This window comes from Castellaniella denitrificans (assembly GCF_027214045.1).
Taxonomy (GTDB): Bacteria; Pseudomonadota; Gammaproteobacteria; order Burkholderiales; family Burkholderiaceae_B; genus Castellaniella; species Castellaniella denitrificans_A.
In genome coordinates this window covers 80,287-96,672 of the sequence record NZ_JAPWHE010000007.1, presented here as the reverse complement: position 1 = coordinate 96,672, position 16,386 = coordinate 80,287, and the positions used below count along the sequence as shown (strand labels likewise).

16 protein-coding genes and 1 pseudogene are annotated in these 16,386 nt (G+C 67.8%); 5 read left to right on the top strand and 12 right to left on the bottom strand.

The genetic code is table 11. The features are described from left to right. The first annotated feature begins 97 nt into the window (after window positions 1-97). Both O4H32_RS10885 and O4H32_RS10880 read left to right on the top strand, forming a co-directional pair. Window positions 98-883, top strand: coding sequence for a YggS family pyridoxal phosphate-dependent enzyme (locus O4H32_RS10885; RefSeq protein WP_269359094.1), 786 nt, complete (start codon window positions 98-100; stop codon window positions 881-883). A gap of 20 nt (window positions 884-903) precedes the next feature. Next, window positions 904-1,440 carry a C40 family peptidase gene (locus tag O4H32_RS10880; protein ID WP_269359092.1) on the top strand — a complete coding sequence of 179 codons (537 nt, stop codon included), beginning with the start codon at window positions 904-906 and terminating at the stop codon, window positions 1,438-1,440. 46 nt (window positions 1,441-1,486) lie between these two features. Here O4H32_RS10880 and O4H32_RS10875 read toward each other — a convergent pair whose 3' ends face one another. From O4H32_RS10875 to O4H32_RS10865, 3 genes are all read right to left on the bottom strand, one after another. Further along, the gene (locus O4H32_RS10875) at window positions 1,487-1,993 is read right to left on the bottom strand and encodes a Spy/CpxP family protein refolding chaperone (protein ID WP_269359090.1); all 507 of its coding nucleotides are present in this window, start codon (window positions 1,991-1,993) and stop codon (window positions 1,487-1,489) included. Between the two features lie 102 nt (window positions 1,994-2,095). Further along, window positions 2,096-2,794, bottom strand: a complete 699-nt coding sequence (locus O4H32_RS10870; protein WP_269359089.1) for a response regulator — start codon at window positions 2,792-2,794, stop codon at window positions 2,096-2,098. A gap of 3 nt (window positions 2,795-2,797) precedes the next feature. Continuing rightward, window positions 2,798-4,225, bottom strand: a complete 1,428-nt coding sequence (locus O4H32_RS10865) for an ATP-binding protein (RefSeq protein WP_269359087.1) — start codon at window positions 4,223-4,225, stop codon at window positions 2,798-2,800. A gap of 126 nt (window positions 4,226-4,351) precedes the next feature. On the opposite strand from O4H32_RS10865, the gene O4H32_RS10860 reads away from it, so the two are divergent. Next, entirely contained in the window at window positions 4,352-5,038 is a 687-nt protein-coding gene (locus tag O4H32_RS10860; protein ID WP_269359086.1) for a TenA family protein, read from the top strand. 4 nt (window positions 5,039-5,042) lie between these two features. Here O4H32_RS10860 and O4H32_RS10855 read toward each other — a convergent pair whose 3' ends face one another. Further along, on the bottom strand, window positions 5,043-6,173 hold the full coding sequence (locus O4H32_RS10855; protein ID WP_269359084.1) for an aminotransferase class V-fold PLP-dependent enzyme: 1,131 nt from the start codon (window positions 6,171-6,173) through the stop codon (window positions 5,043-5,045). A gap of 263 nt (window positions 6,174-6,436) precedes the next feature. Here O4H32_RS10855 and O4H32_RS10850 point away from each other — a divergent pair, with 263 nt between their 5' ends. After that, complete coding sequence (locus tag O4H32_RS10850; RefSeq protein WP_269359082.1) at window positions 6,437-7,717, top strand: EAL and HDOD domain-containing protein; 1,281 nt, start codon at window positions 6,437-6,439, stop codon at window positions 7,715-7,717. Window positions 7,718-8,020: 303 nt separating this feature from the next. After that, the gene (locus O4H32_RS10845; RefSeq protein WP_269359080.1) at window positions 8,021-9,208 is read left to right on the top strand and encodes a benzoate/H(+) symporter BenE family transporter; all 1,188 of its coding nucleotides are present in this window, start codon (window positions 8,021-8,023) and stop codon (window positions 9,206-9,208) included. Window positions 9,209-9,260: 52 nt separating this feature from the next. Here O4H32_RS10845 and O4H32_RS10840 read toward each other — a convergent pair whose 3' ends face one another. The 8 genes and pseudogenes from O4H32_RS10840 to O4H32_RS10805 all read right to left on the bottom strand — a co-directional run bounded on the left by O4H32_RS10840 (window position 9,261) and on the right by O4H32_RS10805 (window position 16,385). Then, window positions 9,261-9,818, bottom strand: coding sequence for a hemerythrin domain-containing protein (locus O4H32_RS10840; RefSeq protein ID WP_269359156.1), 558 nt, complete (start codon window positions 9,816-9,818; stop codon window positions 9,261-9,263). A 78-nt stretch (window positions 9,819-9,896) separates the two neighbouring features. Beyond that, window positions 9,897-10,580, bottom strand: a pseudogene (locus tag O4H32_RS10835) (ABC transporter ATP-binding protein); the annotation flags it as partial. Next, window positions 10,573-11,322, bottom strand: coding sequence for an ABC transporter ATP-binding protein (locus O4H32_RS10830; RefSeq protein WP_269359078.1), 750 nt, complete (start codon window positions 11,320-11,322; stop codon window positions 10,573-10,575). The pseudogene O4H32_RS10835 and the gene O4H32_RS10830, both read right to left, overlap by 8 nt. Beyond that, window positions 11,319-12,371 (bottom strand): branched-chain amino acid ABC transporter permease, encoded by a 1,053-nt coding sequence (locus O4H32_RS10825; RefSeq protein WP_269359076.1) that lies wholly within the window; start codon window positions 12,369-12,371, stop codon window positions 11,319-11,321. The genes O4H32_RS10830 and O4H32_RS10825 overlap by 4 nt, the downstream gene beginning before the upstream one ends. 8 nt (window positions 12,372-12,379) lie before the next feature. Continuing rightward, window positions 12,380-13,234 (bottom strand): branched-chain amino acid ABC transporter permease, encoded by an 855-nt coding sequence (locus tag O4H32_RS10820; RefSeq protein ID WP_407932646.1) that lies wholly within the window; start codon window positions 13,232-13,234, stop codon window positions 12,380-12,382. Between the two features lie 90 nt (window positions 13,235-13,324). After that, window positions 13,325-14,500 (bottom strand): ABC transporter substrate-binding protein, encoded by a 1,176-nt coding sequence (locus O4H32_RS10815; RefSeq protein WP_269359075.1) that lies wholly within the window; start codon window positions 14,498-14,500, stop codon window positions 13,325-13,327. A gap of 41 nt (window positions 14,501-14,541) precedes the next feature. Next, window positions 14,542-15,516 carry a Gfo/Idh/MocA family oxidoreductase gene (locus O4H32_RS10810; protein WP_269359072.1) on the bottom strand — a complete coding sequence of 325 codons (975 nt, stop codon included), beginning with the start codon at window positions 15,514-15,516 and terminating at the stop codon, window positions 14,542-14,544. After that, the gene (locus O4H32_RS10805) at window positions 15,513-16,385 is read right to left on the bottom strand and encodes a class III extradiol dioxygenase subunit beta (RefSeq protein WP_269359070.1); all 873 of its coding nucleotides are present in this window, start codon (window positions 16,383-16,385) and stop codon (window positions 15,513-15,515) included. Before O4H32_RS10805 ends, O4H32_RS10810 begins: the two co-directional genes overlap by 4 nt. Window position 16,386: the final 1 nt, after the last annotated feature.

Here is a 16,386-nt window from a genome sequence, read left to right as displayed (position 1 = left end):
AAAGGCTTTCGGCCCCGCCGCATTGGGCTCGGCGCGCGTTGGGGTTATCCTAGGGACTGTCTTCGACCCATCCTCGACCTTGACCGAGACCTTTGCAATGAACGCTGTGCCATCCCCCGTCCGGCCCGCCTACCAGACGGCCGAAACCCCGGAGGAAATCCAGGCCAACCTGGCCGACATCCGCTCGCGCATCGACGCGGCTTGCGCGCGGTCCGGCCGCGATCCGGCCGAAGTCCGCCTGCTGCCCGTCAGCAAGACCGTGGACGAACCCCGCATCCGCATGGCCTACGCGGCCGGTTGCCGCCTGCTGGGCGAGAACAAGGTCCAGGAAGCCTATGCCAAATGGGAAGCCATGGCCGACCTGGACGACCTGGGCTGGGCCGTGATCGGCCACTTGCAGACCAACAAGGCCAAATTCGTCGCCCGCTTCGCCCGGGAATTCCAGGCCCTGGACAACCTGCGCGTGGCCGAGGCTCTGGACCGGCGCCTCCAGGAAGAAGGCCGCGACCTGGACGTCTTCGTCCAGGTGAACACATCCGGCGAGACCAGCAAGTTCGGCCTGGCGCCCGAACAGGTGCTGGACTTCGCCCGCGCCCTGCCCGCCTACGGCGCGCTGCGGGTGCGCGGCCTGATGACGCTGGCCCTGTTCTCTCCGGACGAAAATCGTGTACGCCCCTGCTTCCGGCTGCTGCGCGACCTGCGCGATCGGCTGCGTCAGGACGCCCCGCAGGGCGCGGACTTCGCCGAGCTGTCCATGGGCATGTCCGGGGATTTCGAGTGGGCGATCGAAGAAGGCGCCACCACTGTGCGCGTGGGCCAGGCGATCTTCGGTGCGCGCGCCCTGTCCGACAGCCATTACTGGCCCGAAGGCAAGGCCGGCTAAGGCCCTGACCACCACCGCCCATGGCCAGCCCGCCCTTCATCGCGTACCGAACCGGCCCATGCCCGGAATGGACCTCCATCCGCATGCTGGCGGCCGGCCTGCTGTGCCTGTGGCTGGCGGCCTGCGCCGGCCCCGGCAGCCGGGGACCGGCCATGCCCAACCCCGACATCGACCCGGCGCAGCGCACCGAGGTCATCATGACGGCGCTGAGCCTGCTGGATACTCGCTACCGCTACGGCGGATCGCAGGCCCACCAGGGTTTCGACTGCAGCGGCCTGGTGAAATACGTGTTCGGCACGGCCACCGGCGCCACCCTGCCCCACAGCACCGAGCAGATCGCCCGCATGAGCCGGCCCGTACCGCGCCGGGAACTGCGGGCGGGCGACCTGGTGTTCTTCGACACGCTGGGCCGTCCGAACTCGCACATGGGCATTTATCTGGGCGACGGGCGTTTCATCAACGCGCCGTCCACCGGCGGCCAAGTCCGCATCGACCGGCTGGACAACCCCTACTACCGGCGCCATTTCCAGTCGGTGGGCACGCTGTTCGCGCGATAAAGGGCGGCCGCCGGATCAGGGCGGGCGCCGTGAAAATCCAGAACGATCAGGATTTGCCGGACTGCCCGGCGCGCCTGGGCGCGCGCAGGTCGGCCAGTTTCTGGCGCTGGTCGGGCGTCAGTACCGCACGGATCTGCGCGTCGGTCTGGGCGCGCAGCAGAGCCATCCGGGACTGGGCCTGACCCAGGGCGTCGGCCGCCTGTCTGGCCTTGGCCTCGTCGAAAGTGTCCGCGCGGCCGATGTCACGCAGCGATTCGCGCGCGGCGCGCAAGGCCTTTTCACTGTCGTAGAAAGCCTGCTCCTGGTCATGGCGGATCTTGAAGATCCGGTCCTGCTGGTCCTGGCTGAGGTCCAGGGCGCGCAGGCCGTGGGCCGCGCCGAAACGGCCGGAATCAGCGCCGTGGTGGCCGAAGCCGCCCTTCTGGTGATGGCGGGGACCGCCTTCGTCCGGCATGCCGGGAGCCGCCGAGGCGGCCAGGGGCGCGGCGACCAGGGCGGTGGCCATGGCCAGGGCGGAGAGCGAACGGGCGCGGGTGAGGTGATCAAAGTGCATGTCGGTCTTCCTTTCTTCATTTCCGGCGGCCCCCCGATGGGGCTGCGATGAAGACAGATTACGGACCGACTGCGGCGAAAAAATGGGCGAATCGTGAAGATTTCATGGAGAAGCGTCAGCGGATCCTGCAAGGTCCAGCCGGTACCCCACGCCATAGACGGAACGGATCAATTCCCCGTCCGGCCGCACGGCGGCCAGCTTGCGGCGCAGGTTTTTCACATGGCTGTCCACGGCCCGGTCGGTGACGACGCGGCGGTCGTCGTACAGGCCGTCCAGCACCTGATCGCGGGAAAAAATGCGTCCCGGCTGGCTGGCCAGCAACGCCAGCAGGCGGAATTCCACCGGCGTCAGGTCCAGCGGCACGCCATCCAGGCGTGCGCTCCAGGCGCCCTCGTCGATGTCCAACCCCGCGGCTACGCGCGTCCTGGCCGGTGCCGGGTCCGCCGCGCTGCGCCGCAGGACCGCCTTGACGCGGGCCACGACCTCTCTGGGGCTGTAGGGTTTGCAAATGTAATCGTCGGCGCCCAGTTCCAGGCCCAGCAGTCGGTCGATCTCCTCGGTCCGCGCGGTGACCATGATGACCGGAATCGACCGACTAGCGCGGATGTCGCGGCACAAGTCCAGGCCATCGCGCCCGGGCAGCATCAGGTCCAGCAGGACCAGGTCGGGAGACCAGTCCATGACCAGCGGCATGACGGCCAGGCCGTCGTCCGCACAGCGCACCTCATAGCCGGCCGCCTGCAGGTAGGTCCGCAGCACCTCGGCCAGCTTGGGTTCGTCCTCGACCACCAGAATCCGCATGCCTCACTCCTCGTCCATCGCGGTAAAACCGTCCGCCGCGTCCGCCCCACGATCATCCGCCAGAGGCCATTCGACGCGGATCGCCAGTCCGCCCAGGTCGGACGGCATCGCCGAGATTTCGCCGCCGTGGGCCTGGACGATGGAGCGGCAGATCGCCAGGCCCAGGCCCGATCCGCCATGGAGCCGGCTGCGCGAGAACTCCACCCGGTACAGGCGGTCGAACAAGCGGGGCAATTGGTCGGGGGCCACCGAAGGCGCAGTATCGGCGACCTCCAGCACGATGCGCCCATCGCGCCGGCCCGCCCGCAGGCGTACGCGTCCGGGACTGTCTGTATAGCGCAGGCTGTTTTCCAGCAGGTTCGCCAGCAGTTGTTCCAGGCGGCGTTCGTCGCCGGACAATCGCAGGCCGGGCTCGATGTCCCGCTCCAGCGCCAGGCCGGCTCGGGCATACCGGTCCTGCACCGCGTCAAGCGCCCGCTCGACGAGTGCCGACAGGTCCAGCGGCCGCATGCGGTAATCCAGGGCGCCCGCATCGGCCAGCGACAGTTCGCGCAGGTCGTCCACCAGCCGGTGCAGCCGCCCGATCTCGTGAGCCAGCGAGGCCAGCGCGGCCTCGTCGGGCGCGCGCAGACCGTCTTGCAAGGCTTCGATCTCGCCACGCAATATGGCCAGCGGCGTCCGCAGTTCGTGGGACATGTCCGCCATCAGTTCCCGCCGCAGGCGGGCGTTGCGCGCCAGACTGTGCGCCAGGCGGTTGAAGTCGCGGGCCAGGCGCCCGAGTTCGTCGGGCGCACCGACACGCACCCGGATGTCGAAATCGCCGTCGGCCAGGCGGCGGGTGGCCTGGGCGAGACGCCGCACCGGCACCAGCAGCAGGCGCGCCAGCAGCAGGCTGACCAGGGCCGCCAGCAGGACGGACAGCCCGACGATCACCCAGGTCGCCCGCAGTTGCCGGGACTGGAAGCGTTGGTCGATCTCGTCGTTGACGGCCATGAGTCTGGGCGGGGGACTGAGCAGCCAGCCCACGGACCGGCCGTCCACGGTGACGGGATGACGGATCCGCTCCGCGCCGGGGCGCACGCGCGGCCCTGCGAGCCAGCCGCCCTCGGCGTCCACCAGCGTGACGCGGGGCGGCGGACCCGGCGGCGCCCCGCGGCGATCGCGGTCGCCCGGCCGCGCGTAGCGCGACAGGCGCAGGCTGCGTTCCCAGCGATCGCCACGCCCGGCCAGGAAACCCCAGCCACCGGTTTCAACGTAGTCGGCCGCCAACGTCAGCGCCAGGCTGTCCAGCCGCTGATTCTCGCGTTCCCGGATGTAATCGTCGAACCCGCTGTCGAAGCTGTAGCGCACGGCCATGCCCATGGCGAGCGCCACGACGATGCAGGTCGCCAGGATGGCCAGGAACAGCTTGAGGGTGATGCTGGATCGCATGGAGGGTCTTGTCCGCAAGCGGGAAGGCGGTCCCCGCCGTCCGCACTATCGTACCGTAGGCCGGCTCCGGACGGCGACATGCCTCCCACGGGCTACACTCGGGTCCGCACGCCCATGGAGACCCGCATGACGACTTCAACCGATCCGACGCCCTTCGCCACGCTGCTGAGCCGCTGCGCCCCCGAATGGGAGGCCTATCGCCAGCACGCATTCGTGCGTGGACTGGCGGCCGGCACCCTGCCGGCCGAGGCCTTTCGCCGCTATCTGCGACAGGACTATCTGTTCCTGGTGCACTTCGCCCGCGCCTGGGGACTGGCGGTCTACAAGAGCCGCACGATCGCCGAGCTGCGCCAGGGACTGGACAGTCTGAAGGCCATCGTGGACCTGGAGATGGGCCTGCACGTGGACTACTGCGCCCGCTGGGGCATCGACGAGGCCGAACTGGAAGCGCTGCCCGAAGCGCGCGAAACCATGGCCTACACTCGCTATGTCCTGGACGCCGGCCACCGCGGCGATCTGCTGGACCTGCACGTGGCATTGGCCCCCTGCCTGGTCGGCTACGCGGACATCGCCCGCTGGATCGAAACCCAGGCATTCACCGTGCGGGGGCCGGCCAACCCTTACGAAGCCTGGATCGCGATGTACGCCAGCGAGGAATTCCAGGCGGCGGCTCAGGCCGAGCGCGACTGGCTGGACGCCCGCCTGAGCGGCCAGACCGCCGGACGCCTGGACGGCCTGGCGGCCACGTTCCGCGACGCCGTCCGCCTGGAGGTCGACTTCTGGCAAATGGGGCTGGACGGCGCCGGCGCCTGAAGCCCTAGATCCGTATCCGGTCCAGCGCCGCGGCCAGGGTGTCCACGGTGCGCTGGACATTGTGCAGCTTGTCCAGGCCGAACAGCCCGAGGCGGAAAGTCTTGAAGCCCGCGGGCTCGTCGCAGGCCAGCGGCACGCCGGCGGCGGCCTGCAGCCCGGCCTCGGCGAACTTGCGCGTCGTGTGGATGCCGTCGTCGGTGGTGTAGCTGACCACCACGCCCGGGGCCTCGAAACCCGGCGCGGCGACGCTCTTGAAGCCGCGTTCGCGCAGCAGCGCGCGCACGGCCCCGCCCAGCTGGCGTTGTTCGGCCTTGACCCGGTCGGTGCCGTAGGCCTCGGTTTCCGCCATCACATCGCGCAATACGGTCAAGGAGTCCGTGGGCAAGGTGGCATGGTAGGCATGACCGCCCTTTTCGTAGGCTTCCATGATGCCCAGCCACTTGCGCAGATCGCAGGCGAAGCTGGTGCTCTGCGTGGTTTCGATCTGTTTGCGGGCGGCCTCGCCGAGCATCACCAGGCCGCAGCAGGCCGACGAGGTCCAGCCTTTTTGCGGCGCCGAAATCAGCACGTCCGCGTGTACGTCACGCATGTTTACCCACATCGTGCCCGAAGCGATGCAGTCCAGGACGAACAGGCCGCCCGCTTCGTGTGCGGCATCCGCGACCTGGCGGATGTAGTCGTCGGGCAGCATGATGCCGGAGGCCGTTTCGACGTGCGCGGCGAAGACGACTTCGGGTTTGAATTCGCGGATCGCGGCGACGACCTCGTCCACGGGCGGCGGCGCAAAGAAAGGCTGGTCCCCTGCCTCGACCGGACGGGCCTTGAGCACGCGTTCCTCGGACGGAATGCGGCCGGCCTCGAAGATCTGGCTCCAGCGATAGCTGAACCAGCCGTTGCGGATCACCAGGCAGCGCCGGCCGGTGGCGAACTGGCGCGCGACAGCCTCCATGCCGAAGGTGCCGCTGCCCGGCACCACGATGGCGGCCTGCGCCCCGTAAACGGACTTGAGGGTGCGCGAGATGTCGCGCATCACCTGCTGGAATGACGCGGACATGTGGTTCAGGGCGCGGTCGGTGTAAACCACCGAATATTCCAGCAACCCCTCGGGGTCGACATTGGGCAGCAATCCAGGCATGGTTTTCTCCAACGGAACGATGCGCCGATTGTAGTCCAGCACCGGTCCAGGGCCGTCACCATGCGCCGTGTCGATAAAGCCACGATGCGATGCTGACCTGGGACGGCGGGCACAGTACAATCCTTGACGGTACCCGAACCGCTATCGGCCAGACGGCTCCCGTACAGTTCAAGATTCCCGTTTCAACAATACAAAAGACAAGACCGTCCCTGCGCGCGATCCAATCTCGCGGGAAGCGCCGCAGCCGCAGAAAAGGAGATTCGATGGAACCCGACCTGACGACCGCTTCGTCCACGGAAGCCGCGGCCGACGCATCCGCCCCCCCACCCCCCTGCCTGATCCGGCGCGAACCGATCCTGGATCAGAACCGTGGCCTGGCCGGCTACCGGCTGCGTGTCCTGTGGGCCGAGCCGCAGGAGCCCGACATGGACACCGGAGCCGCCCTGATCGAGACCGCGCGCGCGCACGGCGCCAGCGCTTTCTTCGCCTACGCCCCGCACTGGATCGACGGCACGCCGGGCCTGCTGCAAAACACCTTCGCGCACATGCTGCCGCGCCACCGGACCTTTCTCGAATTCCCCGACCCGCTCGAGATCACGCCCGAACTGATCCAGACGCTGCAAAGCCTGGCCCACGGCGGCACGAAATTTTCCATCCGCGGCGATCTCGCGGCCCAGCCCGGCCGCGAGGCGATCCTGCCGTTCTGCAAGGTCGTGCGCTTCGACCCCAAACTGAGCACCAAGGCGGATATCTTCCGCCAGAGCTTCCAGCACAAGCAGGCCGGCCGCCAGTTGATGGCCGTGGACACGCCCGACAAGGCGACGCACGACAATTTCATGCTGCTGGGCTTCACCCTGTTCCAGGGTCACTGGCCCATGGACCTGACGCCGACGACGGCCCTCACGCCACGCCAGAAGACCCTGCTGCGCCTGGTCACGCTGATCATGGGCGAAGGCGAGGCGCCGGAAATCCAGGCCTGCCTGCAGCAGGACCCCGAACTGGTCAAGACGCTGCTGGACATGGTCAACACCCCGGCCTTCGGCCTGAGCCAGGAGGTCGAATCCCTGAGTCAGGCCATCATGCTGCTGGGCCGCCGACAACTGCAGCGCTGGATCCAGGTGCTGATGTACACCGAAGCCGGCAGACCGGCAGGCTACCTGTCGCCCATCCTGCTGCAGGCCAGCGCGCGGGCGCACCTGATGGAAGCCCTGTCCACCCTGGTCCACCCCGAGCAGACCGTGCGCGCGGAGGCCGCCTTCACCACCGGCATCCTGTCCATCATGGACCAATTATTCCAGGGCACCATGCAGGATCTGCTGTCGCAGGTCCGCGTCGACGTCCCGGTGCGCGAGGCATTGCTGCGGCGCGAAGGCGCGTTGGGTCCGGACCTGCGCCTGGCCACCCTGATCTTCCCCTCGGACCGCGACGCGGAAGAAGACCCCGCGCCCCTGCTGCGGGAGCTGGGGGTCACCGCCGAGCAGCTCGACCCGCTGGTCCAGCAGGCCTTCACCTGGGCCCACAGCATCACCCAGGCTGCGCCGTAAAAGGCCCCCACGCCGCGCAGGCTTGCGCCTGCTTGCTGCCCCCCAAGGGGGCGCTTTTTGCCTTGGGGCGGCCCTGCGGCAAAAAGAGGCCCCCACGCCGCGCAGGCTTGCGCCTGCTTGCTGTCCACCTCGCGGCCTGCATGCCGCTTGGATTCGTCTGGCATGGCGCAGTCCGCAGGGACTGCCCCATGTCCAGGCTCATCCCCCAAGGGGGCGTTTTTTGCCTTGGAGCGGCCCTGCGGCAAAAAAAACCCCGCCGTGCAGGCTTGCGCCTGCTTGCCGCACCCACATACAAGGAAACGCATGAACGCGGACACGACAGCCGGAGGGATCGCTGGCTGGCTACGGATCTCGCACATCTCGGCCGGCTTCATTGCCGTCCTGGTCGGCTACACCAGCTCCGTCGCCATCGTGTTCCAGGCGGCCGGCGCCGCCGGCGCGCACGGCGCCCAGCTGGCCTCCTGGATGTGGGCACTGGGCATCGGCATGGGTGTCACGTGCATCGGCCTGGCGCTGGCCTGGCGTGCCCCCGTACTGACGGCCTGGTCCACCCCCGGGGCCGCCTTGCTGGCGACCAGCCTGGGCGACATCGGCCTGGCGCAATCGATCGGCGCCTTCCTCGCCTGCTCGGCCCTGATCACGCTGTGCGGCCTCACGGGCTGGTTCCAGAAGATCATGGACTGGGTGCCCCGGCACCTGGCCTCGGCGATGCTCGCGGGGATCCTGCTGCGCTTCGGCATGGATCTGTTCGTCTCCATGCAGGGCCGTCCCCTGCTGGTGTGCGTGATGCTGGCCGCTTTTCTGCTGGCCCGGCGCGCCCTGCCACGCTACGCCGTCCCCCTGGCCCTGGCCGCCGGGATCGTCTGCGCCGCCCTGCAGGGCGGACTGTCCCTGTCCGGGCTCGACTGGACGCCCGCCCGGCCGGTCTGGATGCCGCCCGAATTTTCATTCCCCGCCTTCGTGGGCGTGGCGCTGCCGCTGTTCATCGTCACCATGACCTCTCAGAACGTCCCCGGCCTGGCCGTGCTGCGCGCCAACGGTTATACGCACGTACCCGCCTCGCCGCTCATCTCCTGGACGGGGGCGACGGGCATGCTGCTCGCGCCTTTCGGCGGCTTCGCCTTCAACCTGGCCGCCATCACGGCCGCCATCTGCATGAGCCCCGACGCCGATCCGGACGCGACCCAACGCTACAAGGCCTCGGTCTGGGCGGGCATCTTCTACCTGTTCACGGGCCTCTTCGGCGCCACGGTCGTGGCACTGTTCGCCGCCTTCCCGCACGAGCTGGTCGCCGCCATCGCGGGACTGGCCCTGCTGGGCACCTTGGGCGGCAGCATCCACGACGCGCTGCAGGCGCCCGAACACCGTGACGCGGCGCTGGTGACGTTCCTGGCGACGGCCTCGGGGATGAGCCTGCTGGGCATCGGCAGCGCCTTCTGGGGGCTGGTGCTGGGCGGCCTCTGCCATCTGACCCTGCACCGCCGGAAATGAGCCTGGACGCAGGACAGTCCTTTCGGATCGGGCGCAGCCCGATCCGCCCCGCTCAACGCGGCGGCTGGCCGCCCACGCCGATGGGCGCCGGCGCCAGACTGGTGATGCGCCGGAACAGATCCGCATAGCGATTGCCCGGACCGGACCAGGGATCTCCATTGCGCACGAAGTCGGCGTTGATCGCATCCCATTCGTCCGCGTCGAACAGTCTTCGGGCCGCCGGCAGGATATGGCGCTCCTCGGTGTTCAGGTGCACCCATTCGTCGGCGATATAGGCGCGCACGGCGTCCCGGAAACCCGGGAAGTTCGCCGCCCCGCCCTGTACATAGCTGACCAGGGCGCGATCCAGGCGCCCCGTGGCGTGGACCGTGTCCCGGTGCTCGGCCTCGAGCCGGTCCAGGTACTCGTCCTCGTCCCGCGTCTTGGTCCGCAGCAGGGCGAAAATCCGGTCTTCCTTGGGATGGTGCAGCTTGTCGGGCATCTCGGCGATGTATTCGATCATGCTGGCCAACAGGGTATAGTCCGGCTCGAGCTTGCCGTCCTCGATGTCCTGCACGATGTGCGACAGGCCGTTCAGGATGGCCGCGAGGGCCCGGTGCTCGTCATGAATCGCCTCGATGGCGGGAATGCGCTCGGCCGGGGCCTTGCGTGGCGCGGCATCCGCTTCCGTGGAGCCCGCGCCCAGCCAGCGATCCAGCGCCGCGCCATCGCGCAGCAGTTCCGCGCTGTCTCCCGAATAGACCACCCGGCCGCGCTCCAGCACCAGGGCCCGGCGCGTGATCGGCAGGATCTGGCGGGCGTGCTGCTCGACCAGGATGACGGTCATGCGGCCTTCCGAGACCATGCGGTCGATGATGTGCAGCAGTTCCTGGGCGATCAGGGGCGCCAGGCCTTCGAGAGGCTCGTCCAGCAGCAGGACCTTGGGGTTGAGCATCAGCGCCCGGCCCATGGCCAGCATCTGTTGCTCGCCGCCCGACAACTGGCTGCCCAGGTTCGCGCGGCGTTCTCGCAATCGGGGAAACATGGCGTAGACCCGCTCCAGGGTCCACTCGCCCGGACGGGCGACCACGGTCAGGTTTTCCTCGACGGTCAGGGAACGGAAAATATCGCGTTCCTGCGGCACCCAGCCCAGGCCGGCCCGGGCGCGACGATGGCTGGGCACGTGGGCGATGTCCTCGCCCTGGAAGACAATGCGGCCGCGACGCAACCGGGTGGCGCCCATCAGGGTGGCCAGCAGCGTCGTCTTGCCCATGCCGTTGCGCCCCAGCAGCGCCAGACTCTCGCCGGCCGCCAGCGACAGGGACAGGTCCTCCAGGACCACGGCGTCGCCGTAGCCCGCCCAGACGTTTTCCAGGCGCAAGAGCTCAGACATGGGCTTCTCCCAGGTAGACTTCCTTGACGCGCGGGTGATGCGCGATCACCTCGGGGGCATCCTCGAGCAGCAGCGCGCCCGACACCAGGACGGAAATGCGTTCGGCAAAGCGGAAAACCAGGTTCATGTCGTGTTCGATCAGCAGGATGGTGACGTCGCGCGGCAACTGGGCGATGGTCTCGAACAGTTCCTGGCTCTCACCGGTCGGCACGCCCGCCGCGGGCTCGTCGAGCAGCAGGACCTTGGGCCGCAGCGCCAGGGCCAAGGCGATCTCGATCAGGCGCTGGCGGCCATAGGCGAGGTTGCGCGTGGTCGCATGCGCGTCGGACAACAGCTTCAGACGCTCCAGGATGGCGGCGGCTTCATCGATGACCTCACCCCGTGCGGACAGCGGACGCCACCAGCGCGTGCCCAGCCCGCTGCGCTCGCTGACGGCCAGCGCGACGGATTCGAGCACCGTCATGTCCATGAACAACTGGTTGATCTGGAAGGTGCGCACCAGCCCCAGGCGGGCGCGCTCGTACTGCGGCATACGCGTGACGTCGCGCCCCATCAGTTCGACCCGGCCTTCGCTGGGCTCCAGGTAGCCGGTCAGCAGGTTGATCAGGGTGGTCTTGCCGGCGCCATTGGGTCCGATCAGGGCATGTCGCGCGCCGGGCGCGATCGACAGGTCGACATGGTCGGTGGCCACGAAACCGCCGAAGCGGCGCACCAGGCCGTGGGTCTGCAGGACGGGGCTCATGAGGGGGACTCCGTGCGGGCGCGCGACTGGGCGCGTTGGCGTGAAGATTCGATCCATAGTCTTGCCGTCCCCAGGATGCCGCCCCGGGCGAACAGCACCACCAGCACCAGGATCAGGCCCAGCCAGAACTGCCAGTACTGGGGATTCATGTCCGACAAGAGATAGTTGGCGATGACGAAGACGATGGCGCCCAGCAATCCGCCGTACAGATGTCCCGCCCCGCCCAGGATCAGGATCAGCAGCAGGTCGGCCGAACGCTGGAAGCTGAGCACGTCCAGCGAGACGAAGGCATTCGTCTGCGCCAGGAGCGCGCCGGCCACTCCGGCATAGCCCGCGCCGATGGTGTAGACCGTGACCAGGCGGCGGTTCACGGGCACGCCCAGCGCCGGCATGCGCAGGGCATTCATGCGAATCCCGCGCAGACTCTGGCCGAATGGCGAATGCACCAGACGGCGGGCGAACCAGAACAGCACGAACAGCACGATGACCGAATAGACATAGCCGACGCGGCCGAACATGTCGAAGTCGAACAGGCCCAGGATCGGTTTGATCTCGACGCCCGGCATGCCGTCCACCCCGCCGGTGACGCTGGTGAACTTGTTGGCCAGTTCGTAGAGCATCAGCGCAACGCCCAGCGTCACCATCAGGCGCGACAGATCGCTGCCGCGCAGCAGCAGGAAGCTGCTGAGAAAACCCAGCGCGGCGGCGGCCGCAGCCGCCAGAACCAGGCCCAGCAGGGGGTCCCCGTAGCCGTTCGAGCCCAGCAGGCCCACAGTGTAGGCGCCCACACCGAAGAAGGCGGCGTGGCCCAGTGAAATGATCCCCGCATAGCCGAAGATCAGGTCCAGCGACAGGGCGAACAGGCTGGTGATGGCGATCTGGCTGAGCAGCAGATAATTGCCCGGGAAGGCGAAATACGCCAGGACCGGCAGGCACCAGAACAGGTATTCCAGCGGCTTCCAGCGGGCCGAGCGGCGATAGCGGTCGAGCGCGGCCGCCGCGCCGGGATGGGGATGGGACGGCGTCCCGATCGGGTTGGAGGTCGTCATGTCGGGGCCTATTTGTGAGGACGGCCGAACAGGCCATGGGGGCGGAAGATCAGCGTCGCCACCATGACGGCATAGATGATGAAGGCGCCGATCTGCGGCACATAGTATTTGCCGGCGACGTCGGCCACGCCGAGCAGGATGGCGGCATACAGCGAGCCGAGGATGTTGCCGCTGCCCCCCACGGAAACGACGATGAGGAAGTACACCATGTATTTCACGGGGAATTCAGGATCCAGCCCCAGCATCTCGACCCCCAGCGCCCCGCCCAGGCCGGCCAGTGCGGAGCCCAGGGCGAAGGTCAGGCTGAAGACGCGATTGACGTCGATGCCCATGCCGCGCGCGACGCGCTGGTTGTCCACGGCCGCGCGCAGGCGCGCGCCGAAAGACGTGCGGATCACGGACCACTGCAGCAGCACGGCCACCGCCAGGCCGGCCGCGATCAGGAACAGGCGATAGACGCCGACGTCCACGCCGGGCAGATGGATCTGGCCGCTCAGGAATTCCGGCAGGTGCAGCGGCTGCTGCTGGGCGCCGAAGAAATAGTGGGCGGCCGCCACGGACATGAACACCAGGCCGATGGAAAACAGCACCTGGTCCAGATCAGAGGCCGCGTACAGGCGACGGTAAAGGGTGCGTTCCAGCACGATGCCGGCCAGGGCGGGCACGAGGATGGCCGCCGGCAGCGTCGCCAGAAACGGGACGCCGTAGTCGTTGAGCAGCACGACGCAGGCATAGCCTCCCAGCATGGCGAAAGCGCCATGAGCCAGGTTGACGAAATTCATCAGGCCCAGCGTCACCGACAGGCCGACGCTGATCAGGAACAGCAGCATGCCTGCGGCGATGCCGTCAAAGAGAATAGTCATGATTGATTCCAGGACTGGGAGGGATCCGGTTCCGGACCGCCCGGGCGCCGGCCACCGCCATCGGGACGGGGGCCGCGCCCGGGCCGGCGATCACTTCTGCTTGCCGGGGTCCTTGACGGCCTCGATCTTGTCGAACTCGACGTTCTGCAGCACGCCGTCCACCTTCTCGACCTTGCGGATGTAGACGTTCTGTACGATGTCGCGCGTTTCCGGATCGATTTCCACCGGGCCGCGCGGGCTGGTCCACTTCATGCCCTTGACCGCCGCCATGAAGGCATCGGCGCTGGCGTCGCCCTTGGTCTTTTCGAGGGCCTTGTAGATCAGGTTCATGCCGTCATAGCCCGCGGCTGCCACGAAGTTGGGACGATCCTTGGGGAAGGCCTTGTGATAGGCGGCCACGAAGGCCTTGTTTTCCGGCGAGTCGTGCGCGGCGGAATAGTGGAAGGACGTGATCATGCCGATCGCCGCGTCGCCCATGGCGTCGAGCACGTCTTCGTCGGTCACGTCGCCCGTGGCCAGCGCCTTGATGCCGGCCTGGTCGAGGCCGCGTTCCTTGTAACCCTTGGCCAGAGCCACGCCCTGTTCGCCATTGGGCACGAAGAAGAACACGGCGTCGGGCTGGGCGTCCTTCACGCGCTGCAGAAACGGCGCGTAATCCGGCGTGTTGACGGGGGTGCGGACCTCGCCCACGATCTTGCCGCCCAGGCTGGTGAAGGTCTTCTGGAACTGTTGCTCGGCGTCATGTCCCGGACCGTAGTCGGACACCAGGGTGTAGACCGAGCGGATGCCGTTCTTGTAGGCCCACTGCGCCATCGGCGCCGTGTCCTGCGGCAGGGTCATGGAAACCCGCACGATGTTGGGGGATTTCTCGGTGATCGAGGACGTGGCCGCGTTCAGCACGACCATCGGCACTTTGGCCTCGGTCGCCAGGGGCGCGACGGAGAAGGCGTTGGGCGTCAGGGTGAAGCCGGCCAGGATGTCGACCTTGTCCTTGATCAGCAGTTCCTGCGCCTGGCGCTTGGCCACCGCCGGGGCGATGCCCGTGTCGTCCTTGATGAGGATCTTGACCTTGCGGCCGGCGACCGTATCGCCATGCTCGGCAAGGTACAGATCGATGCCATGCTGGATCTGCTTGCCATGGGCGGCGAAAGGTCCGGACATCGGCATCACGATGCCGATCTTCAGGTCTGCGGCCCGGGCCGCTCCAAAGGCCGTGGTCAGGCCGAAGGCCAAGGCCGCCGCCCCTAGGGTTTTGCTGAATTTCATGGTCTCGCTCCTGTTGGTATGGATAGGGATGGAAGGATGGATCACGCCCGGGCCGGCTGGCCGGACAGTTGCTGCTCGAGATCATGCAGCACCCGGTAGCACGGCAGGACCTGGGCCACGCTGGCGTTCGGTTCCCGCCCTTCACGGATGGCTGCGAAGAATTCACGGTCCTGCAGTTCGATGCCGTTCATCGACACGGCCACGCGGCTGACGTCGATGGCCTCGTCACGGCCTGTGAACAGATCGTCGTAGCGGGCGATGTAGGTCGCCGTGTCGCCGATGTAGCGGAAGAAGGTTCCCAGCGGGCCATCGTTGTTGAAGCTCAGCGACAGCGTGCAGATGGCGCCGTTGGCCGCCTGGAGCTGGATCGACATGTCCATGGCGATGCCCAGTTCCGGATGGATCGGCCCCTGCACCGCGTGGGCACGTACGACGGGACTGCCGCACTGATAGGCGAACAGATCGACCGTGTGCGCCGCATGGTGCCACAGCAGGTGGTCGGTCCAGCTGCGCGGCTCGCCCAGCGCATTCATGTTGGTGCGGCGGAAGAAATACGTCTGCACATCCATCTGCTGGATGTGGAATTCGCCGCGCTCGACACGCTGATGCACGTACTGATGGCTGGGATTGAAGCGCCGCGTATGGCCGCACATGGCGGTCTTGCCGGTCTCGCGCGCCAGCGCGACCAGGGCCTCGGCGTCCGTCAGGGAATCGGCCATGGGAATCTCGACCTGGACATGCTTGCCCGCGCGCAGGCAGGCCATGGCCTGGGCCGCGTGCATCTGGGTCGGCGTGCACAGGATCACGGCGTCGACCTCCGGGCGCGCCAGCGCCTCGTCCAGGTCGGTGGCGGCATGGCCGATGCCGTACTTCTGCGCAACCGCGCGGGTCTTTTCCAGATCCCGGCTGATCAGCGAGACGACTTCCACGCCATCAATACGGGCGATGCCGTCCAGGTGCTTGATGCCGAAGGCGCCGGCGCCGGCCAGCGCGACTTTCAGGGTACGGTCGGTCACGATTGTTGTTCCTCCAGGATCAGGTGGCCCACGGCCGTGTTCGAGGCCGGCACGTGGTAGAAGCGGTGCGCGACGCGCGGCGGCGGGCCGCCCGCCACGTCCGCCATGGCGCCGCGGGCGATCAGCCACATGACCAGCTCGATGCCCTCGGAGCCCGCCTCGCGCACGTAGTCGATGTGCGGCACGTCCGCCTGGCCGGCGGGGTCGGCGATCAGCCGGTCCAGGAAGGCGTTGTCGAACTCGCGGTTGATCAGGCCCGCACGCGGTCCCTGCAACTGGTGGCTCATGCCGCCCGTGCCCCAGATATGCACGTTCAGGGGCTCGTCGTAGCTTTCAATGGCGCGGCGGATGGCGCGGCCCAGTTCGAAGCAGCGGCGCCCCGACGGCACGGGATACTGCACCACATTGACGGCGAAGGGGATGACCGGGCACGGCCAGGCCTCGGGCTGGCCGCACATCAGCGACAGAGGCACGGTCAGGCCATGATCCACGTCCATCTTGTTGACGATGGTCAGGTCGAAGTCCTGCTGGATCACCGACTGGGCGATGTGCGCGGCCAGTTCCGGGTGGCCGATCACGGGCGGCACCGGACGGGCGCCCCAGCCCTCGTCGGCGGGATTGAACCGCGCCGCGCAACCGATCGCGAAAGTCGGGATCATCTCCAGACTGAATGCCGTGGCATGGTCGTTGTAGACCAGGAAGATGACGTCGGGTCGATTGTCCTTCATCCATTGCCTGGACGGCTCGTAGCCCTTGAACAGGGGCGCCCAGTAGTCATTGCCGGTCTTGCCCAGGTCGATGGCCGCGCCGATCGCGGGCACGTGCGAGGTGTAGACGCTCGCGCTGATGCGGGCATGGGTCTGCTTCATG

Excerpts from the sequence above, each read along its gene's own strand:
- O4H32_RS10885 (WP_269359094.1), top strand. The coding sequence starts at position 98 with ATGAACGCTGTGCCATCCCCCGTCCGGCCCGCCTACCAGACGGCCGAA.
- O4H32_RS10880 (WP_269359092.1), top strand. The coding sequence starts at position 904 with ATGGCCAGCCCGCCCTTCATCGCGTACCGAACCGGCCCATGCCCGGAA.
- O4H32_RS10875 (WP_269359090.1), bottom strand. The coding sequence starts at position 1,993 with ATGCACTTTGATCACCTCACCCGCGCCCGTTCGCTCTCCGCCCTGGCC.
- O4H32_RS10870 (WP_269359089.1), bottom strand. The coding sequence starts at position 2,794 with ATGCGGATTCTGGTGGTCGAGGACGAACCCAAGCTGGCCGAGGTGCTG.
- O4H32_RS10865 (WP_269359087.1), bottom strand. The coding sequence starts at position 4,225 with ATGCGATCCAGCATCACCCTCAAGCTGTTCCTGGCCATCCTGGCGACC.
- O4H32_RS10860 (WP_269359086.1), top strand. The coding sequence starts at position 4,352 with ATGACGACTTCAACCGATCCGACGCCCTTCGCCACGCTGCTGAGCCGC.
- O4H32_RS10855 (WP_269359084.1), bottom strand. The coding sequence starts at position 6,173 with ATGCCTGGATTGCTGCCCAATGTCGACCCCGAGGGGTTGCTGGAATAT.
- O4H32_RS10850 (WP_269359082.1), top strand. The coding sequence starts at position 6,437 with ATGGAACCCGACCTGACGACCGCTTCGTCCACGGAAGCCGCGGCCGAC.
- O4H32_RS10845 (WP_269359080.1), top strand. The coding sequence starts at position 8,021 with ATGAACGCGGACACGACAGCCGGAGGGATCGCTGGCTGGCTACGGATC.
- O4H32_RS10830 (WP_269359078.1), bottom strand. The coding sequence starts at position 11,322 with ATGAGCCCCGTCCTGCAGACCCACGGCCTGGTGCGCCGCTTCGGCGGT.
- O4H32_RS10825 (WP_269359076.1), bottom strand. The coding sequence starts at position 12,371 with ATGACGACCTCCAACCCGATCGGGACGCCGTCCCATCCCCATCCCGGC.
- O4H32_RS10820 (WP_407932646.1), bottom strand. The coding sequence starts at position 13,234 with ATGACTATTCTCTTTGACGGCATCGCCGCAGGCATGCTGCTGTTCCTG.
- O4H32_RS10815 (WP_269359075.1), bottom strand. The coding sequence starts at position 14,500 with ATGAAATTCAGCAAAACCCTAGGGGCGGCGGCCTTGGCCTTCGGCCTG.
- O4H32_RS10805 (WP_269359070.1), bottom strand. The coding sequence starts at position 16,385 with ATGAAGCAGACCCATGCCCGCATCAGCGCGAGCGTCTACACCTCGCAC.